The sequence below is a fragment of the uncultured Maricaulis sp. genome (assembly GCF_963976135.1).
Taxonomy (GTDB): domain Bacteria; phylum Pseudomonadota; class Alphaproteobacteria; order Caulobacterales; family Maricaulaceae; genus Maricaulis.
This window is the reverse complement of the sequence record NZ_CAXBKN010000033.1, coordinates 1-26,612: the sequence shown is the minus strand read 5'-3', so window position 1 is coordinate 26,612 and position 26,612 is coordinate 1. Positions and strand designations below refer to the sequence as shown.

The 26,612-nt window shown below is 64.2% G+C and carries 24 protein-coding genes; 9 read left to right on the top strand and 15 right to left on the bottom strand.

What is annotated here, in order from left to right:
• The coding region (gene mnmH, locus AAC023_RS06445) for a tRNA 2-selenouridine(34) synthase MnmH (protein WP_339739325.1) at positions 1 to 1,055 on the bottom strand (1,055 nt) is incomplete at its 3' end.
• A gap of 54 nt (positions 1,056 to 1,109) precedes the next feature.
• On the opposite strand from mnmH, the gene selD reads away from it, so the two are divergent.
• Positions 1,110 to 2,162, top strand: a complete 1,053-nt coding sequence (gene selD / locus AAC023_RS06440) for a selenide, water dikinase SelD (protein WP_339739323.1) — start codon at positions 1,110 to 1,112, stop codon at positions 2,160 to 2,162.
• A 10-nt stretch (positions 2,163 to 2,172) separates the two neighbouring features.
• Here selD and glp read toward each other — a convergent pair whose 3' ends face one another.
• From glp to moaA, 6 genes are read right to left on the bottom strand one after another with little or no spacing between them, the layout of a single operon-like run.
• The gene (gene glp / locus AAC023_RS06435) at positions 2,173 to 3,366 is read right to left on the bottom strand and encodes a gephyrin-like molybdotransferase Glp (RefSeq protein ID WP_339739321.1); all 1,194 of its coding nucleotides are present in this window, start codon (positions 3,364 to 3,366) and stop codon (positions 2,173 to 2,175) included.
• Positions 3,359 to 3,841 carry a cyclic pyranopterin monophosphate synthase MoaC gene (gene moaC / locus AAC023_RS06430; RefSeq protein WP_339739319.1) on the bottom strand — a complete coding sequence of 161 codons (483 nt, stop codon included), beginning with the start codon at positions 3,839 to 3,841 and terminating at the stop codon, positions 3,359 to 3,361. Before moaC ends, glp begins: the two co-directional genes overlap by 8 nt.
• Positions 3,842 to 3,843: 2 nt before the next feature.
• Positions 3,844 to 4,359: a molybdenum cofactor synthesis domain-containing protein gene (locus tag AAC023_RS06425; protein ID WP_339739317.1), complete on the bottom strand. Its 516-nt coding sequence runs from the start codon at positions 4,357 to 4,359 to the stop codon at positions 3,844 to 3,846.
• Positions 4,356 to 4,826: a molybdenum cofactor biosynthesis protein MoaE gene (locus AAC023_RS06420; protein ID WP_339739315.1), complete on the bottom strand. Its 471-nt coding sequence runs from the start codon at positions 4,824 to 4,826 to the stop codon at positions 4,356 to 4,358. The genes AAC023_RS06425 and AAC023_RS06420 overlap by 4 nt, the downstream gene beginning before the upstream one ends.
• Before the next feature lie 3 nt (positions 4,827 to 4,829).
• A complete protein-coding gene (locus tag AAC023_RS06415; protein WP_339739313.1) occupies positions 4,830 to 5,078 on the bottom strand; it encodes a MoaD/ThiS family protein in 249 nt (82 codons plus the stop codon).
• A 3-nt stretch (positions 5,079 to 5,081) separates the two neighbouring features.
• Complete coding sequence (moaA, locus tag AAC023_RS06410) at positions 5,082 to 6,119, bottom strand: GTP 3',8-cyclase MoaA (RefSeq protein WP_339739311.1); 1,038 nt, start codon at positions 6,117 to 6,119, stop codon at positions 5,082 to 5,084.
• A 283-nt stretch (positions 6,120 to 6,402) separates the two neighbouring features.
• Here moaA and AAC023_RS06405 point away from each other — a divergent pair, with 283 nt between their 5' ends.
• Complete coding sequence (locus AAC023_RS06405) at positions 6,403 to 7,653, top strand: MFS transporter (protein ID WP_339739309.1); 1,251 nt, start codon at positions 6,403 to 6,405, stop codon at positions 7,651 to 7,653.
• A gap of 51 nt (positions 7,654 to 7,704) precedes the next feature.
• Here the strand turns inward: AAC023_RS06405 and AAC023_RS06400 are convergent, their stop codons facing one another.
• From AAC023_RS06400 to AAC023_RS06385, 4 genes are all read right to left on the bottom strand, one after another.
• Positions 7,705 to 9,831 (bottom strand): DEAD/DEAH box helicase, encoded by a 2,127-nt coding sequence (locus AAC023_RS06400; protein ID WP_339739307.1) that lies wholly within the window; start codon positions 9,829 to 9,831, stop codon positions 7,705 to 7,707.
• Between the two features lie 170 nt (positions 9,832 to 10,001).
• Positions 10,002 to 10,652, bottom strand: a complete 651-nt coding sequence (gene fsa, locus AAC023_RS06395) for a fructose-6-phosphate aldolase (protein ID WP_339739305.1) — start codon at positions 10,650 to 10,652, stop codon at positions 10,002 to 10,004.
• A 133-nt stretch (positions 10,653 to 10,785) separates the two neighbouring features.
• Positions 10,786 to 12,075 carry an FAD-dependent oxidoreductase gene (locus AAC023_RS06390; RefSeq protein ID WP_339739303.1) on the bottom strand — a complete coding sequence of 430 codons (1,290 nt, stop codon included), beginning with the start codon at positions 12,073 to 12,075 and terminating at the stop codon, positions 10,786 to 10,788.
• A 34-nt stretch (positions 12,076 to 12,109) separates the two neighbouring features.
• Entirely contained in the window at positions 12,110 to 12,469 is a 360-nt protein-coding gene (locus AAC023_RS06385; protein WP_339739301.1) for a metalloregulator ArsR/SmtB family transcription factor, read from the bottom strand.
• A gap of 85 nt (positions 12,470 to 12,554) precedes the next feature.
• Here AAC023_RS06385 and AAC023_RS06380 point away from each other — a divergent pair, with 85 nt between their 5' ends.
• The 6 genes from AAC023_RS06380 to AAC023_RS06355 all read left to right on the top strand — a co-directional run bounded on the left by AAC023_RS06380 (position 12,555) and on the right by AAC023_RS06355 (position 19,734).
• Positions 12,555 to 12,911 (top strand): rhodanese-like domain-containing protein, encoded by a 357-nt coding sequence (locus AAC023_RS06380; protein ID WP_339739299.1) that lies wholly within the window; start codon positions 12,555 to 12,557, stop codon positions 12,909 to 12,911.
• A gap of 8 nt (positions 12,912 to 12,919) precedes the next feature.
• The gene (locus AAC023_RS06375; protein WP_339739297.1) at positions 12,920 to 13,909 is read left to right on the top strand and encodes an efflux RND transporter periplasmic adaptor subunit; all 990 of its coding nucleotides are present in this window, start codon (positions 12,920 to 12,922) and stop codon (positions 13,907 to 13,909) included.
• Positions 13,906 to 17,184: an efflux RND transporter permease subunit gene (locus AAC023_RS06370; RefSeq protein ID WP_339739295.1), complete on the top strand. Its 3,279-nt coding sequence runs from the start codon at positions 13,906 to 13,908 to the stop codon at positions 17,182 to 17,184. Before AAC023_RS06375 ends, AAC023_RS06370 begins: the two co-directional genes overlap by 4 nt.
• Positions 17,181 to 17,369: a DUF2892 domain-containing protein gene (locus AAC023_RS06365; protein WP_339739293.1), complete on the top strand. Its 189-nt coding sequence runs from the start codon at positions 17,181 to 17,183 to the stop codon at positions 17,367 to 17,369. The genes AAC023_RS06370 and AAC023_RS06365 overlap by 4 nt, the downstream gene beginning before the upstream one ends.
• Positions 17,370 to 17,496: 127 nt before the next feature.
• Positions 17,497 to 18,732 (top strand): FAD-dependent oxidoreductase, encoded by a 1,236-nt coding sequence (locus tag AAC023_RS06360; protein WP_339739291.1) that lies wholly within the window; start codon positions 17,497 to 17,499, stop codon positions 18,730 to 18,732.
• A 102-nt stretch (positions 18,733 to 18,834) separates the two neighbouring features.
• Positions 18,835 to 19,734, top strand: coding sequence for an acyl-CoA thioesterase II (locus AAC023_RS06355; protein WP_339739289.1), 900 nt, complete (start codon positions 18,835 to 18,837; stop codon positions 19,732 to 19,734).
• A 7-nt stretch (positions 19,735 to 19,741) separates the two neighbouring features.
• On the opposite strand, the gene AAC023_RS06350 is transcribed toward AAC023_RS06355, so the two are convergent.
• On the bottom strand, positions 19,742 to 20,998 hold the full coding sequence (locus tag AAC023_RS06350; protein WP_339739287.1) for a TetR/AcrR family transcriptional regulator: 1,257 nt from the start codon (positions 20,996 to 20,998) through the stop codon (positions 19,742 to 19,744).
• A 141-nt stretch (positions 20,999 to 21,139) separates the two neighbouring features.
• Between AAC023_RS06350 and AAC023_RS06345 the strand changes: the two genes are divergently transcribed.
• Positions 21,140 to 23,197 carry a 3-hydroxyacyl-CoA dehydrogenase NAD-binding domain-containing protein gene (locus tag AAC023_RS06345; protein WP_339739285.1) on the top strand — a complete coding sequence of 686 codons (2,058 nt, stop codon included), beginning with the start codon at positions 21,140 to 21,142 and terminating at the stop codon, positions 23,195 to 23,197.
• Between the two features lie 60 nt (positions 23,198 to 23,257).
• On the opposite strand, the gene putP is transcribed toward AAC023_RS06345, so the two are convergent.
• The 3 genes from putP to AAC023_RS06330 all read right to left on the bottom strand — a co-directional run.
• The gene (gene putP / locus AAC023_RS06340; RefSeq protein ID WP_339739283.1) at positions 23,258 to 24,766 is read right to left on the bottom strand and encodes a sodium/proline symporter PutP; all 1,509 of its coding nucleotides are present in this window, start codon (positions 24,764 to 24,766) and stop codon (positions 23,258 to 23,260) included.
• 51 nt (positions 24,767 to 24,817) lie between these two features.
• The gene (locus tag AAC023_RS06335; protein WP_339739327.1) at positions 24,818 to 26,104 is read right to left on the bottom strand and encodes a glutamate-5-semialdehyde dehydrogenase; all 1,287 of its coding nucleotides are present in this window, start codon (positions 26,102 to 26,104) and stop codon (positions 24,818 to 24,820) included.
• Positions 26,105 to 26,124: 20 nt separating this feature from the next.
• Positions 26,125 to 26,612: pyrroline-5-carboxylate reductase dimerization domain-containing protein (locus AAC023_RS06330; RefSeq protein WP_339739281.1), on the bottom strand; the 488-nt coding region annotated here is incomplete at its 5' end.

Genomic DNA, 26,612 nt, shown 5'->3' with positions numbered 1-26,612 from the left:
ATGGCGCCGGCCAGTTCGCCAATCGCGGCCGCTTCGAGTGTCTCGCTACGCAGGGTGAGAACCGGATCCTCGCCGTGATGCGCGCGGGCGCGATTATAGGCGGCGTCGTAATGGGCGGTGATCAGCTGGCCGGCGAGCTCGCGGAAATCGCCGGCGGCATGCAGCGCACGCCATTGCGCGATCCGCGTTTTGGCGTGGCGGCTGGCGAGCTGGTCGAGGGCGGCGTTGAGCTTGATGGTGTCCGAGACCAGGTCGGGATAGGCCTCGACCAGATATTGCGCGCGCGCCGGCACCGGTGCCGAGATGGCGATGCGCGGTGCGGCCTTCATCGCAGCCCAGATCCGGGCGGGCAATTGCCGCCGGCCGACCATGTTGGACTCGGCCTCGACATAGACCGGCCGTGACAGGTCCATCGCCCGCAATTCCTGCCAGATCAGGGTCTCGAACCGTTTCTGGCTTGGTTGCGGCGTGGCAGCAAAATCGCCAAACGCCGAGCCGCGATGCACGGCCAGGCCCTCCAGATCGAGGATCTGGGCGCCGCGGGCGGCCAGTTCGAGCAATATGGCAGTCTTGGCGGTGCCCGTCTGGCCGTCGACCAGGATGAAGGGCAGGGGCGCCTCTGAGTGCTCCAGCTGTGCCACGACATCACGGCGCCAGGTGCGATAGCCGCCGCGCAGCAGGGAAATCTTCCAGCCCACCGCCGACAGGACCAGCGCCATCGAGCGCGAGCGCATACCGCCGCGCCAGCAATAGAGCAGGATTTTCGACTTGCGCGGCAGGCCGGCCAGCGCCGTTTCGAGGTGATGGCCGATATTGCGGGTCACCAGCGCCGCGCCCTCGCGGCGGGCATCGAAGGTGGAGACCTGTTTGTAAACAGTGCCGACGCGCACGCGCTCATCATCGTTCAGCACCGGCAGATTGATGGCGCCGGGCAGGTGGTCCTCGGCATATTCCCCCGGCGAGCGGACATCGACGATCAGGTCGTAGCCGGCCAGGCTGGCGGTATCCGTGTCATCGAGCATCGCATAATCGGGCATGGGGGCAGTATACTCCACTCGATCAATCCCACCGGACATGGCGACATGTCATGCCATTTGCCAGGAATTCCCATGACCGATCTCACGACGCCGCCCCTGCTGACAAGTCTGGCGCACGGCGGCGGTTGCGGCTGCAAGCTCGATCCATCGGTTCTCAACCAGATTATCGAGCGCACGCCGGGCCTGGCCATGCCGGCCGAACTGATCGTCGATGCCTCGACGCGCGATGATGCGGCGGTCTATCGGCTGGGCGATGATCTGGCGATTGTCGCGACCACGGATTTCTTCACGCCGATCGTCGACGACCCGTTTGATTTCGGCCGCATCGCCGCGACCAATGCGCTGTCGGATATATACGCCATGGGCGCGCGGCCGATCTTCTGCCTGGCCATTGTCGGCATGCCGGTTGGCAAACTGCCGCTGGAAACGATCCGCACCATTCTCAATGGCGGCCGCTCGGTCGCCGAAGCCGCAGGCGCGCCGATTGCCGGCGGGCATTCGATCGATGCGGCCGAACCCTTCTATGGTCTGGTGGCGCTGGGGATTGTGCATCCCGACCGCATGCTCACCAATGCCGGTGCCAGGCCGGGCGATGTGCTGATCCTCGGCAAGCCATTGGGGATCGGCATCTATAGCGCCGCGATGAAGCGCGGAATCATCACGCCGGAAGACCAGGCCGAGATGATCGCCTCGACCACATTGCTCAACAGGCCCGGCACAGAGCTGGCCAATGTCGACGGTGTGCATGCCGTCACCGATGTCACCGGTTTCGGCCTGCTCGGGCATTTGCGCGAGATGTGCGAGGGCAGCGGCGTCGCTGCCGTGCTGACACGCGAGGCGGTGCCGGTCTTTGCCGGGGCGCGGCGGTTGGCGCAGGAGGGTGTGCGCACGGGCGCATCGGTGCGGGTCTGGGCCTCGGTCGGCGATTTCGTGACGGCGCCGGAGGGCTGGCCCGATGCCGAGCGCGATCTGCTCTGCGATCCGCAGACCAGTGGCGGTCTTCTGGTCTCCTGCACGCCGGAGCGTGCCGATGAAGTGCTGGCGCTGTTTGCCCGCCACGGCCATCAGGCCGCGGCCGTGATCGGACGGATCGAGGCCGGTCAGCCGGGGATTTCTCTGGTCTGAGCCGGGCTGGTCAGAGCGGCAGGATTTGCGTCATCTCGCCGGCCCGGGCGGCCGGCGCTTCGACTTCGCGCCGGATCAGTGCGTTCGAATGCACCAGCGCCGAGAGGGCCGAGGAATCCTGGTTGCCATGCGGGTGAACGCGGCCGGTCTGGCGGTCGATGCGGGCGCGGATGAAATTCTCACGCATGCCATTGGCCGGCAGATCCTCGCCGAGAATGACGGTGGCAAATTCCAGCGATTCCGGGCGGCCGCACAGGATGGCCAGCGCCGGCTGCAACAGCAGCCGTGCCATCACCAGCGATGAGACCGGATTGCCCGGCAGGCCCAGGAAAGCGGTCTCGCCCAGCCGTCCGAACCAGCTCGGCTTGCCCGGCTTGACGGCGATCTTGCCGAATTCCAGCTGCCCGCCCAGGGCGTTGAAGACCTGGCGCAGATGATCATGATCACCGACCGAGGCGCCGCCTATCGTCACGACCAGATCGAGCCCCTGCGTCGCCTCCAGCTTGGCGCGGACATCGGCCTTGCTGTCTCGCGCAATGCCCAGATAGACCGGCTCGCCGCCCCATTGGCGCACCAGGGCGTCCAGCCCCCAGGCGATGGAATTGATGATCTGGTGTGGCCCCGGCGTCTGGCCCGGCTCGACCAGCTCGTCGCCGGTGGAGAGAATGCCGACGCGCGGACGGCGATGGACGGCAAGCTCTTTCAGGCCGGCACCGGCGGCGAGGGCGACTGCGTCGGGGCTAAGCAAACTGCCGGACGGCAGCAGGATATCACCGGCATTGAAATCAATCCCGGCGCCGCGAACATTCGAGGCCGGGCGCGGCGTGTCATCGAGGGTGATATGATTGCCATCGCGGACGGCGCGCTCCTGCATCACCACCTGGTCGGCCCCCTGCGGCATCGGTGCGCCGGTCGAGATGCGGATGGCATGGCCGGGCTTCAATGCCAGGTCGAAGCCATGCCCCGCGGCTGACTCGCCCTGTAGCGCCAGACGTTTGGGGGTGTCGCCAAGATCGCGAGAATGCACCGCATAGCCATCCATTGCCGAAGCCGCGAAGGGCGGCTGGGTCAGTGTCGCGATGACAGGTTCGGCGAGGGTGCGGCCGGGGGCCTCGATCAGCGTGCAGGGCTCGGCCTCCAGTGGCAGCAGCGCCGCTGTGATACGGGCGCGGGCGGCCTCGACGGAAATCATGATGTCAGTCATCGCGGCGATAATCCCCTGACTTTCCGCCCGTCTTCTCTTCCAGCACGATGTCGGAAATCCGCATCGACTTATCGAGCGCCTTGGCCATGTCGTAAATCGTCAGCGCCGTGACAGACACTGCCGTCAGCGCCTCCATCTCGACCCCGGTCCGGCCGCGCGTCGAGACTTCGGCGCGGATCATGAAGCCCGATATCTCGCCGCTGGCGCTGATCGCGATCTTGGCCTGGGTGATCGGCAGCGGGTGGCAGAGCGGGATCAGGTCGGAGGTTTTCTTGGCCGCCATGATGCCGGCCAGTTCCGCCGTCTTCAGCGCATCGCCCTTGGGGCCCTGGCCGTCGCGGATGGCCTGATAGGCGGTCTGGCTCATGGTGATGCGGCCGGTCGCGACGGCGCGGCGGGTGGTTTCGTCCTTGCCGCCGACATCGACCATGCGGATGCGGCCATCATCATCCTGGTGCGTGAGTTTGGCGCTCATCATCAGCGCTCCGTCAGGCGGGGAATGAGGTCGACCAGATTGCACGGCCGGTGGGTGCGGTCGAATTCGTCCTTGAGAATATGATTCCAGACATCCTTGCAGCCGCCCATCGAGCCGGGAATGGCGAAGAGATAGGTGCCGCCGGCAATCCCGGCCGTGGCGCGCGACTGGATGGTGGAGACGCCGACCGAGCGGAAGCTGACCTGGTGATAGACGGCGGAAAACCCGTCCATCTCCTTGTCATAGAGCGGTTTGAAGGCCTCAGGCGTGACATCGCGGCCGGTCAGGCCGGTGCCGCCCGTGGCGATGACGGCATGGATGGCGGGGTCGGCGATCCAGGCCTGCAGCCGGTTCTGAATGGCGCCGATATCATCGGCGACGATGGCATGGTCGATGACGGCATGGCCTTCGGCGGCGATCTGCTCGCGCAGCCAGGGGCCGGTCTTGTCGGTCTTGGCGTCGCGGCTGTCGGAAACGGTCATCACGGCAAAGCCGATCATGTCTGGAATGGCGCTCATGCTGTGCTTTCCTTCTCGCCGGTCAGCCAGGCCGATGCGGCTTCATCATCGCCGGGGCGTGGTTCGACCCAGTGCGAGCCGCTGATGGTGTGTTCGCGTTTCCAGAACGGCGCCTGGGTCTTGAGAATATCGATCATGAAACTGGTCGCCTCAAGGGCGGCGCGGCGGTGTGGTGCAGAGGCACCGACGAAGACAATCGGCTCGCCGACTGCCATCCTGCCGACCCGGTGAATGATCACAGCCTCGCCCAGCGACCAGCGCCGCACGGCCTCATCGGCGATGCGGCCGAGCGCCTGCTCGGTGACGCCGGGATAATGTTCCAGTTCCAGCGCGACCAGATCATCGCCGCCACGCACCTGGCCGATAAAGCTGGCGACAGCGCCGCAGCTGGAATCCTGGCCGGTCAGCGCATTGAGCAGATCGCCGGCATCGAAGCTGTCCGTCTGCACCTTGACCACCACCGCCACCGTCTAGCCCCCTGAAAAGGGCGGGCAGAAGGCGATGGTGTCGCCATCCTGGAGCGGCTGGCTGCGCGGCGCGATCTCGTCATTGATGATCAGGCGCACCGATGGATGGGCGAGCGCCTCGGCCGCCGGATCGCGGGCGATCAGCCATTCGGCGAGGCCGCCGCCATGAATGCCCGGCATATGGTCGACGACCTGTTCGGCGGTGCCCATCGCGTCACGCAGGGCGGCGAAATAGCGGATTGTCAGGGCCATGGATCAGCCTCCGGTATGGGCCATGGTGCGGCCAACTGCGGCCTCGGCCCCGGCGGAAACGTCAAAATCATGCGCCTGCGGTTTCAGCGCCATCGCCTCGTCGAGCAGGGCATCGACGGCATCGATGCCGCCCTCGCGCAGGGCGGCACGCAGATCGAGCCGGCCATTGCGCCCCAGGCACATATAGAGCTGGCCGGTACAGGTCAGGCGGACCCGGTTGCAGCCGGCGCAGAAATTCTCCGTCAGCGGCGTGATCAGGCCAAGCCGGCCGCCGGTCTCCTCGACGCGGTGATAGCGCGCCGGGCCGCCGGTATTGTCGGTCAGCGGGGTCAGGGTCCAGCCCTGTTCCAGATCGGCCTTGACCTGGGCCAGGGACAGGAATTGATCCGAGCGCGCCGCATCGACCTCGCCCAGCGGCATGATCTCGATCAGGGTCAGATCAAAGCCGCGGCCATGGGCCCAGGCGATCAGCTCGCGCAGGGAATGTTCGTTGTCGTCCTTCAGGGCGACGGTGTTGATCTTGATCTTGAGCCCGGCGGCATCGGCCGCATCAATCCCGGCCAGTGTATCGGCAATCCGGCCACCGCGGGTCAGGCGCGCGAATGTCGCTTCGTCGAGCGTGTCGAGCGAGACATTGATCCGCTTGACGCCGGCCGCGACGAGATCCCTGGCGAAGCGCGGCAGCTGGGTCGCATTGGTGGTCAGGCAGATCTCTTCCAGTCCGGTCGCGCCCGGTCCGGCCGTTCCGAGGCGGGCGCCCAGGTTTTCGATCAATGTCATCACATCGCGCCGCACCAGCGGCTCACCGCCCGTGACGCGGATCTTCGTTACGCCGCGGCGGATGAAGGCATCGCTCAGCTGGGTCAATTCCTCCAGGGTGAGCAATTCCGATTTTGGCAGAAAATCCGGCCGCGCCTTCATGCAATAGACGCAGCGCAGATCACACCGGTCCGTCACTGACAGGCGCAGATAGGTGATGTGCCGCCCGAAATGATCGATCAGCGGGCGTTGACCTGCGGCGGTAGCGGTAGCGTCTGTCATCGAACCGTCCACAAAAACCCCTGTCGCAGCAAACTTTCCAGCTTGATAAACATCAAAAAACGCCCTGTGGCGAAGCGGCGTGTGGTCGCAGTCTAGCGCGAAGCGCGAGGGTGCGCGAATGCGCAGATGCGCCGCTGGCGTGATTGTGATGGGCGGCGCGGTCTGTCAGGCATTGCAGCGAAGGGCCAGTTTCGGTTTTCGCTTCACGGCGGCTGTGTGTATGGCTCACCATATCGGCTGTCGCGCGACGCGTCGCGGCCTCGATTTCCGGGGGGATTGTGTCGTGTTGCTGCCATCCATTGCCGTCTTCCGGCATGATGCCTTCCTGCGTTACTGGATCATGCGGCAGGCCAATTCCGCCGCCCGCCAGATGATGGCGGTGGCAATCGGCTGGCAGGTTTATGACATTGCGCGCGAGACCCGTTCGGTCGAGGAATCGGCCCTGATGCTGGGTCTGGTCGGGCTGGCGCAATTTGCCCCGGTCCTGCTGCTTTCGCTGGTTGGCGGGCAGGCCGCCGACAGGCTCGACCGCAAGATGATCCTGGTGGTCAGCAATATCGGCCGCGGCCTGTGCATGCTGGTGCTTGCGGCGAGTCCGTTTTTTGCGGGCCCGACGGCCTTGTGGATGATCTATCTGACTTCGCTGGCCATGGGGGTGATGCACGCGTTTTCGCCAGCAGCCGCCAGTGCGCTGTTTGCGCGCCTGATTCCGCGGGATGAATTGCGTCAGGCCATCGCCTGGAATTCACTGGGCTTCCAGGGTGCGGCGATCCTCGGCCCGGCGATCGCCGGCCTGCTCTATATTGCCGGTCCGGCCACGGTCTATGTCACCGGTTTCGTCCTGACCGTGATCTCGATTTATGCCATCGCGACGGCGCACACGCCGCAGCACGAACATGTCCGCGGCGTCAATGGCCGCGCCCTGATCGTCGAAGGCCTGCGCTATGTGCGCAATAACCGAATCGTGCTGGGTGCGATCTCGCTGGATCTGATTGTGGTTCTGTTTGGCGGCGTGACGGCGCTATTGCCGGTCTTCGCGCGCGATATTCTTCACACCGATACCGTCGGGCTGGGCCTGTTGCGGACCGCGCCGGCCATCGGTGCGGCCATCGTCGCCTTCATGCTGGCGACCCGGCCGCTGACGCGGCATGTCGGCGGCTGGATGCTGGGCGCAATTGCGGTGTACGGCGTCGCGATGATCGGGTTTGCGCTTTCCACCCTGATCATCCTGTCAATGGCCATGCTGGCGATTACCGGCGCCGCCGACATGATCTCGGTCTATATCCGCCAGTCCATCATCCAGCTCTCGACGCCGCAAAGCATGCGCGGCCGGGTCTCCTCGGTCGAGTTCATGTTCATTTCGGCCTCGAACGAGCTGGGCGAGTTTGAATCCGGCGTAGCCGCGCGCTTTCTCGGCCCGATTGGGGCTGTCCTGATGGGCGGAATTCTGGCGCTGGTCACGGCTGCGAGCTGGTTCAAGCTGTTTCCGGAATTGTCCAGGACTGATGAGCTCAAACCGGCCGATGAGGACTAGGTCTGGCGGGGCGATGGCGGCTTGCCGCCATCGCCCGCAAATCCGGATCGCCTAGTCCTCGGACGGCTTGGCCTTCTTTTTGGTCTTCTTCAGGGCGTGATCAGGACCGCCCGGAGCCGGGCTCTCGGTGGGCGAGCGGCGCTTGACCGGGGCCGAGGCGACGACCGCCGGGTCCCAGGGCTTGCTCGGACGCGGCGTGCCGGCTTTGGCGCCGGGCTTGCGGTCTGCACTGAAGGGTTTGCTGCGAGGTTTGAACGGCGCACCGCCCTCGGCCGCCCGTGGCTTGCCCTTCGGGGCGAAAGGCTTGTCACCATCGGCCTTGCGGGGCTTGGGTGTGTAGGGCTTGTCGCCGTCGCTGGCGCGCGGTTTGGCCTTCGGTGCATAGGGTGCGGTGAAGGCGGCATCATCACGCGACTTGCCCTGATAGGGCTTGTCCAACTTGCCGGCATAGGGTTTGGGCCGCGGCGTGAAATCGCCACCGCTCTCGCCATCACGCGCCGGTTTTGGGCGGCCGGTATAGGCGGCCGGCTGGCGCGGTGCGCGCGGACGGTCGAGCGGCGCGTCGGCACCGCCCTCATCGCGGGTGATGCGGATCGATTTCTCGCCGCCGCCGGCTTTCTGCACCGCTTCCATGAAGCGATCGGACTCCGAGGCCAGGATCTCGAAACGGCTCTCCTCTTCGCCGATCTGGATCGCCCCGATTTCGCGCTTGGTGATATGGCCGAGACGGCAGATCAGCGGCAGGATCCAGCGCGGTTCGGCGCGATGCTTACGCCCGGCGGTGAGGCGGTACCAGACGCTGTCGCCGAACGGCTCCCGGCGCTTTTCCGGCGCGCCCTGGCTGTCATTGGAATAATTGCTGCCCGGATTATCGATCAATTCCTCGGCTGAGGGCATGTCGGCCTGACGGCGATTGAGGAAGGCCGCGGCGATCTGTTCTGCGGAATAACGGCCGAGCAGTTCCTGCGCCATGGCGAGGGCATCCTCGTCATAGGTCTCGCTCAGGGCAGGATCGGACATGACCCGTTCGCGGTCTTTCGCGGTAATGTCCTCAAGGCTTGGCGCATTGCCCCATTCCGCCTGGATCTTGCCATCGCGCAGCAGGCGCTGGGCACGGCCGCGGCGGGTGTGAGGCACGATCAGGACGCATGTGCCTTTCTGGCCAGCCCGGCCGGTACGGCCGGAGCGGTGCAGCAGCGTGTCGCTATTGGTCGGCAGATCGGCATGGATCACCAGTTCCAGGCCGGGCAGGTCGATACCGCGTGCGGCAACGTCGGTGGCGACACAGACGCGGGCACGGCCATCGCGCATCGCCTGCAGGGCCGAGGTGCGGTCCTTCTGGCTCAGCTCACCCGACAGGGCGACGACGGCAAAGCCGCGATTCCCGAACCGGCTGGAGAGCCGGTTGACGGCTTCGCGCGTGGCGCAGAAGACGATGGCGCTGGGGGCGTCATAGAAGCGCAGGACATTGATGATGGCGTGTTCACGATCGCTCGGCGCAACCGAGAGCGCCTTGTATTCGATATCGCTGTGCTGGGCGCGTTCCGAGACGGTGGAAATGCGCACGGCATTGCGTTGATAGCGCTTGGCCATGTCGGCGATCGAGCGCGGAACGGTGGCCGAGAACATCAGGGTGCGGCGGCTCGCCGGGGCTGCGTCGAGAATATATTCGAGATCTTCGCGGAAGCCGAAATCGAGCATTTCATCGGCTTCGTCGAGCACGACAGCGCGCAGGGATGACAGGTCGAGCGCGCCGCGTTCGATATGGTCGCGCAGACGGCCGGGTGTGCCGACGACGATATGACAGCCGGATTCCAGCGCGCGGCGTTCGGTGCGGGCATCCATGCCGCCGACACAGGTGACGACGCGGGCGCCGGTCTCGGCATAGAGCCAGACCAGTTCGCGCTGGACCTGAAGGGCGAGTTCGCGGGTCGGGGCGACGACAAGGGCCATCGGTTCGGCACCGCGTTCGAAGCGCTCATTTTCGCCGAGCAGGGTCGGGGCGATCGCCATGCCGAAAGCGGCGGTCTTGCCGGAGCCGGTCTGGGCCGAGACCAGAAGGTCGGCGCCATCGGCTTCCGGTGCGAGCACCGATTCCTGGACTTCGGTGAGGGTGGCAAAACCCTTCTTTTCAAGCGCGCGGGCCAATGCCGGCGCAATGCGGGTATTCAGTGACATAAGGTCTATTTCCAATCCGGGCGCGTGTTTGCTCCAGATCATGCCTCATGTCGTCAGCTTGCTGACTCGGCCGACTGGTCCGATTTTCGGGTGACGCGTCAGCGCCCCCTTAACATGACCGGTCCGGTTATGCACATTTTATATTGCGCTGCAGCAGAGCCTGCCCGTGGTCAGATCTTCTGGCCGGTGGCGTCCCAGTCGGCGAGGAAACTGGCCAGGCCCTTGTCGGTCAGCATGTGCTGCGACAGGGATTTGAGGACTTTCGGCGGGATGGTCGCGACATCGGCGCCGGCCAGGGCGCAGGCCTCGACATGGGCGGCCGAGCGGATCGAGGCGGCAAGGATTTCGGTCTCGAAGCCGTAATTGTCGTAAATCGTGCGGATATTGTGGATCAGCTCCATGCCGTCGACCTGGAGGTCATCGAGCCGGCCGATGAAGGGCGAAACGAAGCTTGCGCCGGCCTTGGCCGCCAGCAGCGCCTGATTGGCCGAGAAGCAAAGCGTCAGATTGGTGGCGATGCCCTCATCGGTCAGGGCGCGGCAGGCTTTCAGCCCGTCCCAGGTGATCGGCAGTTTGACGGTGATATTGCTGGCGATGCCGGCCAGGCGGCGGCCCTCGGTCAGCATGCCGGCCGTGTCGGTTGCAATTACTTCGGCCGAAACCGGGCCCGGAATCAAGGCGCAGATTTCGGTGACGACCTCAATGAAATCGCGGCCCGACTGCTTGATCAGTGACGGGTTGGTTGTGATGCCATCGACGAGCCCGGTCTCGGCCAGTTCGCGGATTTCGGCGATCTCGGCGGTATCGATGAAGAATTTCATGGCAGCGCATCCTGATTGCGCGGCCTCCGGGGCAAAACCGCGATCAGGCCAGCTTAGCGGACCGAAATCCGCTCACAAGCCCGATCGCCAGTTTTGCGCCATTGTCACTGAAATCTCACATGCGCCGCGGCACCTATTGCGCCGGGGTTTTCGGTTTGACCTTGTGGATGCCCAGCATGTCAAAGGCGGCCTTCTCATAGAAGGGTTCGCCGGTGCCGCTGCGGATCTTGCCCATGAAATAGCTCTCGAAGGCTTCCTTGGCCATGTGGACCCATTTGCCCTCCGCGGCCCAATTGACATTGCGTGGCGGAATTTGCGGCATGGCGACAAAGGCGACGCCGCCATCGCCGAAATCGGCAATACAGACCGCATTCCAGGTCGCCTCATTGACCGGCTCCTTGCCATCCAGCACGGCGCGCATATTGCGGGCCGCCGCGACGACCATGGATTCGATCATGAAGCCCGTCTTGGGTACCCCGACCGGGACGGCGTAATTGCCGACCGGCGGGATCGCGATGCAGACGCCAATGCCGTAGATATTGGGGAAGGTCGGATTGCGCTGCGACTTGTCGACGATGACGAAGCCGCGCGGATTGACCAGACCCTCAATGCCGCGAAGCGTCGGGATGCCGCGGAAGGGCGGCAGCATCATCGAATATTTGAACGGCAGTTCGTGTGTTTTCGCGACGGTGCCGTCTTCGGCGACCTGTTCGACATGCATCAACCCGTCCTCGACCTTGGTGACGCGGGCACTGGTGATCCATTTGATGTGCCGGTTGCGCATTTCGCTTTCCAGCAGGCCCTTGGTGTCACCCACGCCATCGAGGCCGAGATGGCCGATATAGGGTTCGGAGGTGACGAAGGTCATCGGCACCTGGTCGCGGATCTTGCGGCGGCGCAGATCGGTTTCCAGGATCATGGCGAATTCATAGGCCGGCCCGAAACAGGATGCGCCCTGCACGGCACCGACAATCACCGGGCCGGGGTCCTTGACGAATTCGTCCCAGACAGGTTTCGCGGCCTCGGCGTGATCGACATGGCAGACGGACTGGGTGAAGCCATTGTGCGGGCCGAGCCCCTCGATCTCGTCGAAGGCCAGCTCGGGGCCGGTGCAGATGGCGAGATAATCGTAGGTGACGGTGTCGCCATTGGCGAGTTCGATCGCATTGTCTTCCGGCCGCAACTTGGTCGCGGCGGAATGGATGAAGTTGATCTTTTTCTTGGCAAACATCGGCTCCAGCTCGACCTTGATCTGGTCGGGCTTGCGCCAGTCGACGGCGACCCAGGGATTGGAGGGGGTGAAGTGGAAGGTCGCGCTGTCGCTGATGACGGTGATGGTGTCGCTCTTGCGGGCGTGCTTGCGGGCTTCCAGTGCCATCGGTACGCCGCCAAGTCCGGCGCCCAGTACAACAATATGTGCCATGTCTCGCTCCTTCGGTTTTGAGGGTGTCGCCGGATCAGCCGGTCAGGCCGTCGGCGGCGATGCAGAAATCTTCCTTGAGATGTTTCAGAATGCCGTGACAACGCTCGTCCGCGATCGAGTAGTGAACCTGCAGGCCGGATTTGCGGCCGGCCACCAGACCTTCGCTGCGCATTTTGGCGAGATGTTGCGACATTGCCGACTGCGACAAATCCGCCATTTCGCACAATTCCGTCACCGTCGCCTCGCCCAGCGCCAGCCGGCAGAGTATCAAAAGCCGCTTTTCATTCGCCAATTGCTTGAGGAAGGCGGCAGCATCGCCGGCCTGGTGCTGCAGCTCGGCGAAATGGGCGTCGCCGGCACGTCCGGGCGGGGTCTTTGGCGGCTGAGTGTTCATGGCGTTTCCAAACATTAGTTGACACTAAAATATCTTTGACTAAATTAGATGTCAATTATGTTTTCGTTCTGATGGGAGATACACGATGAGCCTGCGTGAGCTGGACCCAAAGACCGCCCTTGAGGCGGTGCAGTCGAATGAAGCCATCCTGATCGATGTGCGTGAGCCGCGCGAATATGCGTCCGAGCGCATTCACGGTGCCCTGCTGTTTCCGCTTTCCACATTTGATCCGGCGGCCCTGCCCATCGACAAGACCCGCGAGGTGATCTTTCATTGCGGCTCCGGCAAGCGCTCCGCCGATGCGGTGGCGCGTTGCGAGGCCGCAGGCGTCCCCATCACCACGCATGTGCGCGGCGGGCTGATGTCGTGGAAACAGGCCGGGCTGGCGACCATCGCCATCGACCCGGCGACCGGCACTATTTTCGACCCACAAGCTGTTTGAGGCCCCAAATGCGATTGACCGGACTCATTCTCCCGCTGGCCCTTGCCACCCTGACCCTGCCTGCAACCGCGTTCGCCCAGACGGGCGGGACCTATCGGGTGACCGAGCAGCAGATCGTTGACCGCAAGGCGGTTTTCGCCACCGTCGAAAGTGTCGACGTCGTCAGCGCCCGCGCGCGGATCGGCGGCACGATCGGCGAATTGCGGGTGGATGAGGGCCATGCCGTCGCAGCCGGTGATATTCTCGCCGTCGTGGTTGATGACCGGATCGCGCCACAGATCGGCGCCGCCAATGGCGAGGTCTCGGCACTGGAATCGCAACTGGCCCAGGCGCGGATCGATCTGACCCGGGCCCAGGACCTGTTTGACCGTGGTATTTTCCCGCAAGCCCGCCTCGACGAGGCGCGCACCGGGGTCAGCGTGCTGGAAGGCCAGCTCGCGGCCGCGCGCCAGAACCGCAATGTTCTGGTGCAGCAATCCCGTCAGGGTGATGTGCTGGCACCGGCCTCGGGCCGCGTGCTGCAAGTGCCCGTCACTTCCGGAAGCGTTGTCCTGCCCGGCGAGGCCGTGGCGATGATCGCCTCGGAACTCTATCTCCTGCGGCTGCGCTTGCCCGAGCGGCATGCGCGCAGCATTCGCGAAGGCGATGCGGTGATGGTCGATGTCTCGGATCTCACCGGCGATGTCTCGCCCTCGGGCTATATCCGCCAGGTCTACCCGCAGGTCGAGGATGGCCGCGTGATCGCTGATGCAGTGGTCGAAGGTCTGGGCAGCTATTTCGTCGGCGAACGTGTCCGGGTCTATGTCGCGGTGGACGAGCGCGCCGCCATCCTGGTGCCCGCCCGCTACCTGGCGAACCGTTACGGTGTCGATTATGCCCGCCTGCAACATGCCGATGGCAGTCATTCCGATATCGTCGTCCAGCGCGGTCTCGACAGTGCCGACGGCGTGGAAATTCTGGGTGGCCTCGCCGCCGGTGACCTGCTGGTGCAGCCATGAAACTGGGGCTTTCCGGACACCTCACCAAGGCCTTCATCCGATCGCCACTGACGCCGCTCATCCTGCTGGCCTCGCTGGCCGTGGGTCTGCTGGCCCTGATGGTAATTCCGCGCGAGGAAGAGCCGCAGATATCCGTGCCGATGGTCGATGTCATGATCCAGACCGATGGTCTGCGCGCCGCCGATGGCGTCGAACTGGTGACCGAACCGCTCGAGGCGATCATCCGCTCGATCGATGGGGTTGAGCATGTCTATTCCCAGACCAGTGATGACCAGGTGATGGTGACGGCACGCTTCGATGTCGGCACGGATCCCGATGCCGCCATCCTGCGTGTGCATGAGCGCATTCGCGCCAATATGGACCGCATCCCGCACGGCATTCCCGAACCGCTCGTCGTCGGCCGCGGCATTGATGATGTCGCGATTGTCTCGCTGACCCTGTCCCCCCGCGCTGATGAGGCCGGGCATTGGGACGACAATGCGCTCTACAATATCGTCGAGGAATTGCGTGCCGCCCTGCTCTCGGTCGAGGATGTCGGCCTGACCTATATCGTCGGCGGCCGTGCCGACCAGATCCGCATCGAGCCCGATCCGGAGCGCCTCTCGCAATACGGGATCACGCTGCAACAATTGGCCGGCCGTATCGCCGAGGCCAATCGTTCCTTCCCGGTCGGCGATCTTACTGCCACTGACCAGACCTGGTCGGTCACCGCCGGCCAGACGCTGCAGGGTATTCCCGATATCGGTCTCTTGCTGGTCACCTCGCGCGATGGCCGCCCGGTCTATGTCCGCGATGTCGCGACCGTGGTGGTCGGATCGATGCCGACCGATGCGCGGGCCTGGATGCTCAATCGCGAGGAAGGCGAAAGCGAATGGAACCGCCTGCCCGCCGTCACCCTGGCGATTGCCAAGCGTGAGGGCGCGAATGCCGTTGTCGTCTCCGAACACATCATCGAGCGGATTGAATCGCTGGAAGGCACTCTGATCCCCGAGGGGATCGAGGTCACCATCACCCGCAATTACGGCGAGACCGCCAACGAGAAGGCCAATGAGCTTCTCTTCCACCTCGCCCTCGCGACCGTCTCCATTGTGTTGCTGGTCACTTTCGTGATCGGCTGGCGTGAGGGTGTTGTGGTCTTCGTCGTCATTCCGACGACCATTTTGCTGACCCTGTTTGCTTCCAATCTGATGGGTTACACCATCAATCGTGTCTCGCTATTCGCTCTGATCTTCTCGATCGGGATTCTGGTCGATGACGCCATTGTCGTGATCGAGAATATTGCCCGCCACTGGGCGATGCGCGACGGGCGATCCCGAGTCCAGGCCGCGATCGAGGCTGTCGCCGAAGTCGGCAATCCGACCATTGTCGCCACGCTGACCGTGGTCGCGGCGCTTCTGCCCATGCTGTTCGTGTCCGGCCTGATGGGCCCTTATATGGCGCCGATCCCGGTCAATGCCTCGGCCGCGATGATCTTCTCCTTCTTCGTCGCCATGGTGCTGACGCCCTGGCTGATGAAAGTCATTGCCGGCGGCAAGCCCGACAAGCCGGGTGATGCCGAGGCCCATGCTCATGAGAGCGAAGGCGCGCTCGGCCGGCTCTATCGCCGCGTCGCCGGGCCGGTGATCGCCAGCCGTACCAGTGCCTGGACGGTATTGCTCGTGGTCGGGGTTTTCACCCTCGGCTCGATGTCGCTCTTCTTCACCCGCACGGTGACGGTCAAGCTCCTGCCCTTCGACAACAAGTCTGAATTCCAGGTCGTGATTGATCTGCCCGAGGGCGCAACGCTGGAGCGCACCGAACGCGTGCTGAGCGAGGCGGCTGATCGTCTGGCAGCCCTGCCGGAAGCGACCTCGATCCAGCTCTATAGCGGCACTTCGGCCCCGTTCAATTTCAACGGTCTGGTGCGTCACTATTATCTGAGAAACCGGCCGGAACTGGGCGATCTCCAGGTCAATCTGGTGCCGAAACACCATCGCGAGCGTTCATCGCACGAAATCGCCCTGGAAGCGCGGCATCTGCTCGACGGTCTCGACATGCCCGAGGGCACGGTCGTCCGTGTCGCCGAAATCCCGCCGGGACCGCCGGTGATGGCGACGCTTCTGGCCGAGATCTACGGCCCCGATGCCGAGACCCGCCGGGCCGTGGCGACCGAGGTCCGCGCGGCCTTTGCCTCCGTGCCCTATATCGTCGATATCGACGACAGTTTCGGTGTGCCGCGGCCGCGCCTGCGTATCGCGATCGACCAGGACAGCCTCGAATTCTTCCAGGTCCAGCAGAGCGATGTCTATGACACTATCCAGGCCCTGATTGGCGGCATGCCGGTGGGTTATTCCCATCGCGGCGAGGGCCGCAATCCGATCGACATTTCCGTTGCCTTGCCGCGCGGCGAGCGCACGTGGAATGAACGTCTGGCTTCGACGCCCGTGCCTGCCAACGGGCTTCCCGGTGCGCGCGGTATCGTCGAACTCGGCGATGTGGTTTCGGTGACTGAAGAGCCGGGCTCCTACCCGATCTATCGCCGCGATGGCCGTTATGCCGAAATGGTGATGGGCGAACTGGCCGGCGCTTATGAAGCGCCGATCTACGGCATGGGGGCCGTGGCCGAAGCGCTCGACGACCGGCCCTGGACCGAGGCTGTACCGCAGCCGGTGATCCGCCTGCACGGCCAGCCGGCCAGCGATGCCGAGCCGACCCTGCTCTGGGATGGCGAGTGGGAGATCACCTATGTCACCTTCCGCGATATGGGTGCCGCCTTCATGGTCGCCCTGCTGGGTGTCTATGTGCTGGTGGTGGCCCAGTTCGGCTCCTTCCGGGTGCCGCTGATCATCCTCACACCGGTGCCGCTGACCTTCATCGGCATCATGTTCGGTCACTGGATGTTCGGTGCTGCCTTCACCGCGACCTCGATGATCGGTTTCATCGCCCTGGCCGGGATTATCGTGCGCAATTCCATCCTGCTGGTCGACTTCATCCGCCATGGCGCCGAGGCCGGCGAGCCGCTGCGGGAGACCCTGCTGCGCGCCGGCGCGATCCGCTTCAAACCGATCATGCTGACCGCGATCGCGGCGATGATCGGTGCCGTGGTGATCCTGGGCGATCCGATCTTCCAGGGCCTGGCGATCTCGCTTCTGTTCGGCCTGGCCTCCTCGACCCTTCTGACGGTCCTGGTGATCCCGGCCATCTATGTCGTTTTCAAGGATCCCGACCAACCCTATTCCCCCCAATCCGGCGACGCGCCTGATGCCGAGCCGGTCACAGAAGGACATACATCATGACAATCAATAGTGCCGTCCGGCTGCTTGCGGGCAGCATGGTCCTGATCTCCATCGCCCTGTCGATCTGGGTGCATCCCTACTGGATCGCGCTGGCCATCTTTGTCGGCTTCAATCTGGTGCAGTCCAGTTTCACCGGCTTCTGCCCGCCCAGTATTGTCTTGCGCAAGTTCGGCCTGAAGGACTGAATGTGATCGCAACCGGTGTGGCGCGCGGGAAAAGACGGCATCTGCCTGATTTCCCGCTTGCCCGCCTGTGTCTTCATGCGGTCTGATCGGCGCGACCCGCCAACGCCTTGCAGAAAGTCTCCCGATCATGACCCAGCCCGCCCATGCGCCGCAGAACATCGTCATCATCGGCGCCGGCCATGCCGGCGGAACCGTGGCTGCGCATTTGCGTCAGGACGGGTTTGCCGGGGCGATCACCCTGGTTGGCGAAGAGCCGGTCGTGCCCTATCAGCGCCCGCCCCTGTCCAAGGCCTGGCTGGCGGGCACCAGCTCGCTTGATCACGTCATCCTGCGGCCGCTCGAATGGTATGGCGAGAATCAGGTCGATCTGCGGCTCGGCACCCGGGTCGCCAGTATTGACCGGGCCGGGCACACCATCGCTCTGACGAGCGGCGAAACCCTGCCCTATGACGCCCTGATCATCGCCACCGGCGCCCGCCCGCGGCAGCTCGGCCTGCCCGGCGAGGATCTGGACGGCGTGCAGGCGCTTCGCACCCTGGCCGATGCGGAAGCGCTCAAGGCGGCGATGCTTCCGGACAAGACCATCGTGCTGATCGGTGCCGGCTATATCGGTCTGGAAGTCGCGGCTTCGGCCCGCAAGGCCGGTCTGAAGGCGATTCTGGTCGAGCGCGAGGCGCGCAGTGTCGCCCGCGTTGCCTGCGAGACGATGTCGGCCTTCCTGGAAAATTATCACGCCGCACACGGCGTCGAATTCATCTTCAATGCGGCGGCCAGGGGTTTTGCGGGCGAGGCGGCTGTGACCGCCGTCGAGCTGACCGATGGCCGCGTCATCCCCGGCGATCTGGTTCTGGTCGGTGCCGGCGTGGTGCCCAATGACGAACTGGCCCGCGAGGCGGGGCTCGCCTGCGGCAATGGCATTGTCGTCGACTATGAAGCGCGCACCAGTGATCCTGCGATCTTCGCGATCGGCGATGTCGCCTATCGGCCGCTCGACCTCTACAACACGCAATTCCGGCTCGAGAGTGTGCCCAATGCGCTGGAACAGGCGCGTTGTGTGGCGCATGTGCTGACCGGGACCCCGGTACCGGCGCCGGAAGTGCCCTGGTTCTGGTCGGACCAGTATGACCTGAAAATCCAGCTCGCCGGCCTGCCCCTCGACGCGACCAGCCAGATTGTGCGCGGCGACCCCGCCACCGGCAAATTCGCGGTGTTTCACCTGAAGGGCAATCACGTCCGTGCCGTCGAAGCGGTCAATGCGCCGCCGGAATTCATGTTTGGCCGCAAGCTGATTGCGGCCGGAAGCCCGGTCGATCTGGAGGGGCTGGCTGACATCTCAGTATCGATGAAACAGGTTGTCCTCTGATTCATGCGTTTTTGTTGCGCTGCACAATAGGCGTTGACGCCCGGCGTTTTGACCGCGAATTTCTGCCCCCGGCCTGATCGAGCCGACAAGAAGGACCTGGCCATGCCCGCAAGTGACACGCCCGCGACCCGCAAGACGCCCGCCGAGCTGATCGAAGGGCTGGAGCGCCTGCTCTCGGTCGAGGAGCTCGACACCGACCTGTATCGCGGGCTGCGCAATCCGGGCGGTCAGGGCCGGGTATTTGGTGGCCAGGTGATTGCCCAGGCGCTGATGTCGGCCACCGGGTCGGTCGAACCTGACCGGATCGTGCATTCGCTGCACGCCTATTTCATGCGGCCGGGCGATGAGAACTTGCCGATCATCTGCCGTGTCGAACGTGATTTCGACGGGCGCAGCTTCTCCACGCGGCGCGTTATTGCGATGCAGAAGGGCAAGCCCATCCTCAATCTGGCGGCCTCCTTCCAGATCCCCGAAGACGGATTCAGTCATCAGGCGGAAATGCCCGATGTTCCGCAGCCGGAAGATCTGCTCAGCGATGCCGAACTCATTCAGCGCGAGAGCGCCGAACTGCCGGAAGCCTTTGTGAAGGCGATGACGCGGCCGCGCCCGATCGAGATGCGGGCCGTGAGGCCCTGGTCATTGCTGCATCCGCAGAAGAGCGAGCCTGTGCGCCAGATCTGGATGCGGGCCGTCGCCCCGATCGCCGGCGACCAGGTGATGCACCGGGCGATCATGACCTATGCCTCCGACATGGCTCTGCTGAGCACCAGCATGCAGCCGCACGGGGTCAGCTGGATCAGTCCCAACATGCAATCGGCCAGTCTCGATCATGCCCTGTGGCTGCATGATGATGTGCGCGCCGATGAGTGGATGCTCTACGTCACCGACAGCCCGTGGGCCGGCGGCGGACGTGGTTTCAACCGTGGCAAGATCTTCAGCCGCGATGGCCGCCTCATTGCCAGCACGGCGCAGGAAGGCCTGATCCGGCAGCGCCGCAGCTAGGGCGGGCTCAATCGATGGCGAGGTCGACCGGATCGGCGAACAGGCCGTGAGCGACGGTCGAGCCATACAGGCTGATCGCTGCCGGTGCCGGCAGCGGCGCGATCCAGCCGCGCAGGTCATAGGCCGCATTGAGCATTCCCATCACGACCTGGCTGGCGATCAGCGGGTCGAGGGCGCGCACTGAACCTTCAGAAATGCCGTCTATCATCATGCCGGCGAAACGCCGGGCCAGGCGGGTCGAGCGTTCCAGCATGTCGGTGCGCCATTCGCTTGGCAGGACCTGCAGGGCCGTTGTGCGCAAAAGCGGAAAATCACTGCAGAGCTGGACATCGAGCAGGGTGGCGATCGCCGATGCCAGCCGGTCGCGCTGGCTGCCCTCCGCCTCGATGGCGGCGCGCTGGACCAGCTCAATCCGCTCGTGACTGCGCCGGAAGCATTCCAGCACCAGCTCGTCCTTGGCTTCCAGATGGTGGTAGAAACTGCCCTTGGTGACATTCAGCTCCGAGGCGATCTGTTCGACCGAGGCGCCGCGATAGCCCTTCTCATTGATCAGGCAGGTGGCGGCGCGCGCGAAATTCTCCGGCATGCCCTCGGTGTCGACGGTCCGGGCCGGCGCCGAAATGTCGAGCAGTTGCGGGGTCCAGGCGGCCCCGGACGGTGTGATGCCGTGTTCGAGGATTTCGATCATGCGGCGGCTGAGCCGCGGATAATCATCGACGGAATACAGCGCCAGCCAGCCGGGAAGCCAGAACATGTTCTGCACCAGGACATGCGCCCGAATGGTACGCAATATCTTGTCGCGGGCGGTCAGCGGCGGCGCGAAAAACTCGCGGAGCTGGCGGAAGGCGCCGACATAACGGGCCGTCAATTGGGTGCGAAAGGGCTCGCCCAGCGCCCGGATATCCGAAAGGACGGTATAGGGACGTTCGCGGTTGAGCTGGATGCGGGCGTGCAGCTCGAAATGCGCCTGGACGTATCGCGCAACGCGAGCCCGCGGCGTCGGCTGGGCGGCGGCGTCGCTGATCAGGCCTTCGAGCCGGTCGATCGAACGGTCGAGGACGGCCGCCGCCAGCAATTCCTTGCGCTTGAAATAATAGGTGACGCTGGTGGTGTTCAGCCCCACCAGTTCGGCGACATCGACAAAGGTCATGCCCTTGACGCCATGCCGGTTGATCAGCTGCGCCGCGGCATCGAGGATGCGGTCGCGCTTTTGCTGAAAGCGCTGTGTGGTGGCGTCATCGCCGGGATCAGGTCTGGCATCCATATCATCGACTTACCAGAGTTTAGCCGGAGCGTCACCGCAGGCGGCAGGTCGGGCCGCTTGCCGAGGGCGGGGCGATAGGGCCATGATCGCGCGATGCGGCTGAAGTGACGTGATTTCAACGAGACTTGACGGGAGCAGAACATGTCGGTGATTACCACACAGCGGATCGGCGATATCCTTGTCATCGTCTCGAATAATCCGCCGGTGAATGCGCTCGGACAGGCCGTGCGCGCCGGTCTCGCCGAGGCGATCGCGCACGCCGCCGGCGAAGCCGCCATCAAGGCGGTGATCATTCGTTGTGACGGCCGCACTTTCTTCGCCGGCGCCGATATTACCGAATTTGGCAAACCACCGGTCGGGCCGTCGCTGCCCGACCTGGTCGATGCGATCGAGCAATGCCCCAAACCGGTTATCGCCGCGATTCACGGGACGGCGCTGGGCGGCGGTCTCGAAGTGGCGCTGGGCTGCCATTACCGGATCGCCGTGGGTTCAGCGAAACTGGGGCTTCCGGAAGTGAAGCTCGGCCTTCTGCCCGGCGCGGGCGGGACGCAACGCCTGCCGCGCGTGGCCGGCATTGCCGACGCGCTCACCATGATCGTCACAGGCGAAGCGGTGACAGCGTCGAAGGCGCTCGAAATCGGCCTGCTCGACCGGGTCGTGCAGACGGGCTCGCTCGCTGATGAGGCGCTTGAATTCGCCGCTGAGGTGGCAAGGGCCGCCGGCCATCCGGTCTCAAGCCTGCGCACCGACCGGATCGCTGAAGCGGCCAATCATCCGCAGGTCTTCGACAAGTTCATTGCGGAAAATGCCCGCCGTCTCAAAGGGTTCGACGCGCCGAAAGCCTGTATCGAAGCGGTCCGGGCCGCGGTCGATCTGCCATTCGAGCAGGGCATCAAGCGCGAACGCGAACTCTTCATGAAGCTGGTGTCAGGCACGCAATCCAGGGCGATGCGACATCTCTTTTTCGCCGAACGCCAGGCCGGCAAGATCGATGGCATCCCCGCCGACACGCCCCTCATCCCGATCGCCCGGGTCGGGATTCTCGGCGCCGGCACGATGGGCGGCGGCATTGCGATGAATTTCCTCTCTGCCGGCCTGCCGGTCATCCTGGTCGAGCGCGAGCAGGCGGCACTGGATCGCGGTGTCGCCACCATCCGCAAGAATTACGAGCGCTCCGCCGCGCGGGGCCGCATGACGGCCGAACAGGTCGAAGCTGCGATGGCGCTGCTGACCCCGACTCTGGCCTATGAGGATCTCGCCGATTGCGATCTGGTGATCGAGGCCGTGTTCGAGCTGATGGAGATCAAGAAGGATGTGTTCCGCCGCCTTGATGCCATCGTCAAACCCGGCGCGATCCTGGCCTCCAATACCAGCTATCTCGATATCGACGAGATGGCCGCCGAGACGAAACGGCCCGAGGCCGTGGTCGGGCTGCATTTCTTCTCGCCGGCCAATATCATGCGCCTGCTCGAGGTGGTGCGCGGCGCCAGGACCTCGCCGTCGGTGCTCAAGACGGTGATGGCGCTGGCCAAGAAAATCGGCAAGATCGCGGTCGTTTCCGGTGTCTGTCCCGGCTTTATCGGCAATCGCATGCTCAGCCCGCGCCAGCGTGAGGCGCAAAAACTCCTGCTCGAAGGCGCCAGCCCCTGGGAGGTCGATGCTGCCCTGACCGAATTCGGCTTCCCGATGGGCCCGTTCCAGATGGCCGACCTTGCCGGTCTGGACCTGGGCTGGACGGCGGAGACCTCATCAAGCTCGACCATTCGCGAAGTCTTGTGCGAGCGCGGCCGCCGCGGCCAGAAAACTGGCAGCGGGTTTTACGATTACGACGACAACCGCCGCGGCTCGCCTTCTCCGGAGACCGAGGCGATCATTGCGGAGTTTGCCGCGAAGAGCGGACTGCCGCAGCGCAAATTCTCGGGCGATGAAATCCGTGAACGCCTGCTCTATCCGATGATCAATGAGGGCGCGAAAATCCTCGAGGAGGGCATAGCCCAGCGCGCTTCCGATATCGATATCGTCTGGCTCAATGGCTATGGCTGGCCGGCCTTTACCGGCGGGCCGATGTTCTGGGCCGATACGGTCGGGTTGAAAACCGTGCTCGACGGCCTGCGCCGCCATGCCGAAGCGCTGGGGCCGGATTTCACGATCTCTTCGCTGCTGGAAAACAGGGCCGAGGCCGGCGAAAACTTCAACTGAACATGAAAACGGCCGGCGGGTTTGTCCCGCCGGCCGTGATTTCAGTTCTGCAGCCTGACGCTATTTCGGCGCGATGACGCCGGTGCGCATGGCTTCCTTCATGGTGTCGAAATCTTCGGTCAGCGCGCTGGTGGCCGTGCGGGTCATGAAGCCGACAATCAGGGTGACGATCAGGCTGAGGGCAAAGCCCGGCACCATTTCATACATCACATCGGACGGGTGCATTCCGTTGATCTGGAACGGAGCATAGATCCAGATCAGCACGGTCGCGGCACCGGTGACCATGCCGGCCAGGGCCGCATTGCGGGTCATGCCGCGCCAGAACAGGCTCAGCAGGATCAGCGGACCGAAGGCGGCGCCAAAACCGGCCCAGGCATTGGAGACCAGCGACAGGATGGTGCTGGACCGGTCGAAGGCCAGCGCAATCGCCACCAGCGACACCACCAGGACCGAGATGCGGCCGACCAGGACGAGTTCCGTCTGGCTGGCACCCTTGCGCACGAAATGCTTGTAGAAATCCTCGGTCAGCGAGCTGGAGGAGACCAGCAGCTGCGAGGAGATCGTGCTCATGATCGCGGCCAGGATGGCGGCGAGCAGGAAGCCGCCGACCAGCGGGTGGAACAGGACCTGCGACAGCAGGATGAAGATGGTTTCCGGATCAGTCGGCTGCGTGTTTGTCAAGGTGGCATAGGCGAGGCCGAGAATGCCGGTTGCGACGGCGCCGATCAGGGTCACGAGCATCCAGCTCATGCCGATCAGGCGCGCAGCACGGACTTCCTTCAGCGTCGCGATCGCCATGAAGCGGACGATGATATGCGGTTGTCCGAAATAACCCAGGCCCCAGGCCATGCTGGAAATCACGCCAAGAACAGTGACGCCGGTCGTCATCTGCAACAGGGTCGGGTCGATCGTATTGAGTTCGGTCAGGATCGGATCGGTGCCGCCGAGAACCATGAAGGTGACGACCGGTACGGTGACCAGGGCGACGAACATGATGCAGCCCTGGACGAAATCGGTCAGGGAGACGGCGAGGAAGCCGCCAAACAATGTGTAGGCGACGACGACGCCGGCGGTGAGGAAAAGCCCGAGCTCATAACTCAGCCCGAAAGAGGCCTCGAACAGCTTGCCGCCAGCCACGACACCGGCCGAGGTGTAGAGGGTGAAGAAGATGACGATGACCAGCGAAGAGATAACGCGCAGGAGGCGTGACTTGTCCTTGAAGCGCTTCTCGAAGAAATCCGGGATGGTGATCGCGTCATCGGCAATCTCGGTATAGGCGCGCAGGCGCGGTGCCACGAGCTTGTAGTTGAGATAGGCCCCGATCAGCAGGCCGACCGCGATCCAGGCACTGCTCATCCCCGAGACATAGATGGCCCCGGGCAGGCCCATCAGCATCCAGCCGCTCATATCCGACGCGCCGGCCGACAACGCCGCCACGGCCGGGTGCAATTGTCGGCCACCCAGCATGTATTCGGCGACATTGCTGGTCGATTTTCGGTAGGCGTAATAGCCGATCGCCATCATCAGAATGAAATAGAGGGCGAGGGAAATCAGGGCTTCGGTTTGCATGTCACGCTCACGATCATGGAATGGGAGTTGTCTGGGCGGCGGCCGGGGAGCTTATGGCCGGGTCTGGCCGTCGCCGAGGACGAGATATTTGTAAATGGTCAATTGCTCGAGCCCGACCGGGCCGCGCGCATGCATCTTGCCGGTGGCAATGCCAATCTCCGCCCCCATGCCGAACTCGCCCCCGTCGGAAAACTGGGTCGAAGCATTATGCATCACGACCGCAGAGTCGATAGTGCGCAGGAAGGCGGCGGCAGTCTCGCTGTCTTCCGTGATGATGGCATCGGTATGATGCGAGGAATGGGCCTCGATGAATGTCATGGCCTCAGCCGCGTCATTGACCAGTTTCACCGACAGGATGGCGTCGAGATATTCCGTATCCCAGTCCTCATCGGAGGCAGGCTTGATGCGGGCATCGATGGCGATGGATTCCGCTTCGCCGCGCACTTCGCAGTCTCCCAGGGCGTCCAGCAGACCGGGCAGGAATTTTCCGGCAATGGCGCGGTCGACGACGAGGCTTTCCGTTGCGCCGCAAACACCGGTGCGGCGCAGCTTGGCATTGACGACAATCCGCGTCGCCTTTTCCAGATCGGCATCGCTGTGGATATAGGTGTGCACATTACCGTCGAGATGCAGCAGGGTGGGCACACGCGCCTCGCGCTGGACCAGTGAGACCAGGCCCTTGCCGCCGCGCGGGATGACGAGATCGACATAGTCGGCGCAATGAAGCAGGAATTTCACCGCCTCGCGATCTGTGGTGTCGACCAGCTGGACCGCCTCTTCCGGCAGGCCGGCGGCTTTCAGGCCGGTGGCGAGACAGGCGACGATCTGGCGGGTTGAGTTCAGGCTTTCCGAACCGCCGCGCAGGATAATGGCATTGCCCGATTTCAGGCAGAGCGCACCGGCATCGGCGCCGACATTGGGGCGCGATTCATAGACCATGGCGATGACGCCGATCGGCACCGAGACGCGCTCGACGACGAGCCCGTTGGGGCGTTCGAAGCGGGCCAGCTTGCGGCCGACCGGGTCGGGCAGATCCGCGATCTGTTCCAGCGCCGAGGCCATCGCCTCGATGCGGGCCTCATCCAGCACGAGACGGTCGATGAAGGCGGCATTCTTGCCCTTGCCGGCAACGCTTTCGACATCCTTGCGATTGGCGTCGAGCAGGGCAGGCATGGTGTCGCGCAGCGCCTTGGCGGTGGCGCGCAGGGCGGTATTCTTCTGTTCAGTGGTGGCTCCGGCGAGAGCGCCGGCGGCTTGCCTGGCCTTGCGGCCCAGCTCATTGACATAGTCTTGCACGGTCTCGGACATTATTTTCCTTGTGGTCTGTCTGGTGGTGATGAGCGGGCAGGCGGCGTCTATTATCGCAGCTCTATGGCCCGCGCGTAAGCGGCTTTGGTGGTGTTTTCGAGCAGCGTGTCGAGCTGTCCGTCCTGCATCAGGGCTTCAAGCCCGGCCTGGGTCGTTCCGTTCTTGCTCGTGACATCCTTGCGCAGGGTCTCGAGCGATTGGTCGGATTGCCGTGCCATCTCAATGGCACCGGCCATGGTGTCGAGGACCAGGGTTCGTGCCGTCGCCGTGTCGAAACCGAGGGCTTCGGCGGCCGCGACATAGCTGCGGGCGATCTCGAAGACATAGCCCGAACCGCTGCCGGCGACGGCGGTGATGCGGTCGATCTGGTCTTCGTCCTCGACCCAGATGGCCGAGCCGGTCGCCCTCGCCAGCGCCGCCGCGGCCTCGCGATGAGCAGGCGTGCAGAGGGCATTGGCGAACAGGCCATTGACGCCCTGACCGATCATGGCCGGCAGATTGGGCATCAGCCGGATAACCGGCCGATCGCCGGTCAGGG

What these genes read in the sequence shown, in the direction of transcription:
- AAC023_RS06355 (WP_339739289.1), top strand. Translation starts at nt 18,835, where the DNA reads ATGCCCGCAAGTGACACGCCCGCGACCCGCAAGACGCCCGCCGAGCTG.
- glp (WP_339739321.1), bottom strand. Translation starts at nt 3,366, where the DNA reads ATGACTGACATCATGATTTCCGTCGAGGCCGCCCGCGCCCGTATCACA.
- AAC023_RS06380 (WP_339739299.1), top strand. Translation starts at nt 12,555, where the DNA reads ATGAGCCTGCGTGAGCTGGACCCAAAGACCGCCCTTGAGGCGGTGCAG.
- AAC023_RS06425 (WP_339739317.1), bottom strand. Translation starts at nt 4,359, where the DNA reads ATGAGCGCCATTCCAGACATGATCGGCTTTGCCGTGATGACCGTTTCC.
- AAC023_RS06390 (WP_339739303.1), bottom strand. Translation starts at nt 12,075, where the DNA reads ATGGCACATATTGTTGTACTGGGCGCCGGACTTGGCGGCGTACCGATG.
- moaA (WP_339739311.1), bottom strand. Translation starts at nt 6,119, where the DNA reads ATGACAGACGCTACCGCTACCGCCGCAGGTCAACGCCCGCTGATCGAT.
- AAC023_RS06365 (WP_339739293.1), top strand. Translation starts at nt 17,181, where the DNA reads ATGACAATCAATAGTGCCGTCCGGCTGCTTGCGGGCAGCATGGTCCTG.
- AAC023_RS06385 (WP_339739301.1), bottom strand. Translation starts at nt 12,469, where the DNA reads ATGAACACTCAGCCGCCAAAGACCCCGCCCGGACGTGCCGGCGACGCC.
- fsa (WP_339739305.1), bottom strand. Translation starts at nt 10,652, where the DNA reads ATGAAATTCTTCATCGATACCGCCGAGATCGCCGAAATCCGCGAACTG.
- AAC023_RS06345 (WP_339739285.1), top strand. Translation starts at nt 21,140, where the DNA reads ATGTCGGTGATTACCACACAGCGGATCGGCGATATCCTTGTCATCGTC.
- AAC023_RS06360 (WP_339739291.1), top strand. Translation starts at nt 17,497, where the DNA reads ATGACCCAGCCCGCCCATGCGCCGCAGAACATCGTCATCATCGGCGCC.
- moaC (WP_339739319.1), bottom strand. Translation starts at nt 3,841, where the DNA reads ATGAGCGCCAAACTCACGCACCAGGATGATGATGGCCGCATCCGCATG.
- AAC023_RS06370 (WP_339739295.1), top strand. Translation starts at nt 13,906, where the DNA reads ATGAAACTGGGGCTTTCCGGACACCTCACCAAGGCCTTCATCCGATCG.
- AAC023_RS06350 (WP_339739287.1), bottom strand. Translation starts at nt 20,998, where the DNA reads ATGGATGCCAGACCTGATCCCGGCGATGACGCCACCACACAGCGCTTT.
- selD (WP_339739323.1), top strand. Translation starts at nt 1,110, where the DNA reads ATGACCGATCTCACGACGCCGCCCCTGCTGACAAGTCTGGCGCACGGC.
- AAC023_RS06415 (WP_339739313.1), bottom strand. Translation starts at nt 5,078, where the DNA reads ATGGCCCTGACAATCCGCTATTTCGCCGCCCTGCGTGACGCGATGGGC.
- AAC023_RS06400 (WP_339739307.1), bottom strand. Translation starts at nt 9,831, where the DNA reads ATGTCACTGAATACCCGCATTGCGCCGGCATTGGCCCGCGCGCTTGAA.
- putP (WP_339739283.1), bottom strand. Translation starts at nt 24,766, where the DNA reads ATGCAAACCGAAGCCCTGATTTCCCTCGCCCTCTATTTCATTCTGATG.
- AAC023_RS06375 (WP_339739297.1), top strand. Translation starts at nt 12,920, where the DNA reads ATGCGATTGACCGGACTCATTCTCCCGCTGGCCCTTGCCACCCTGACC.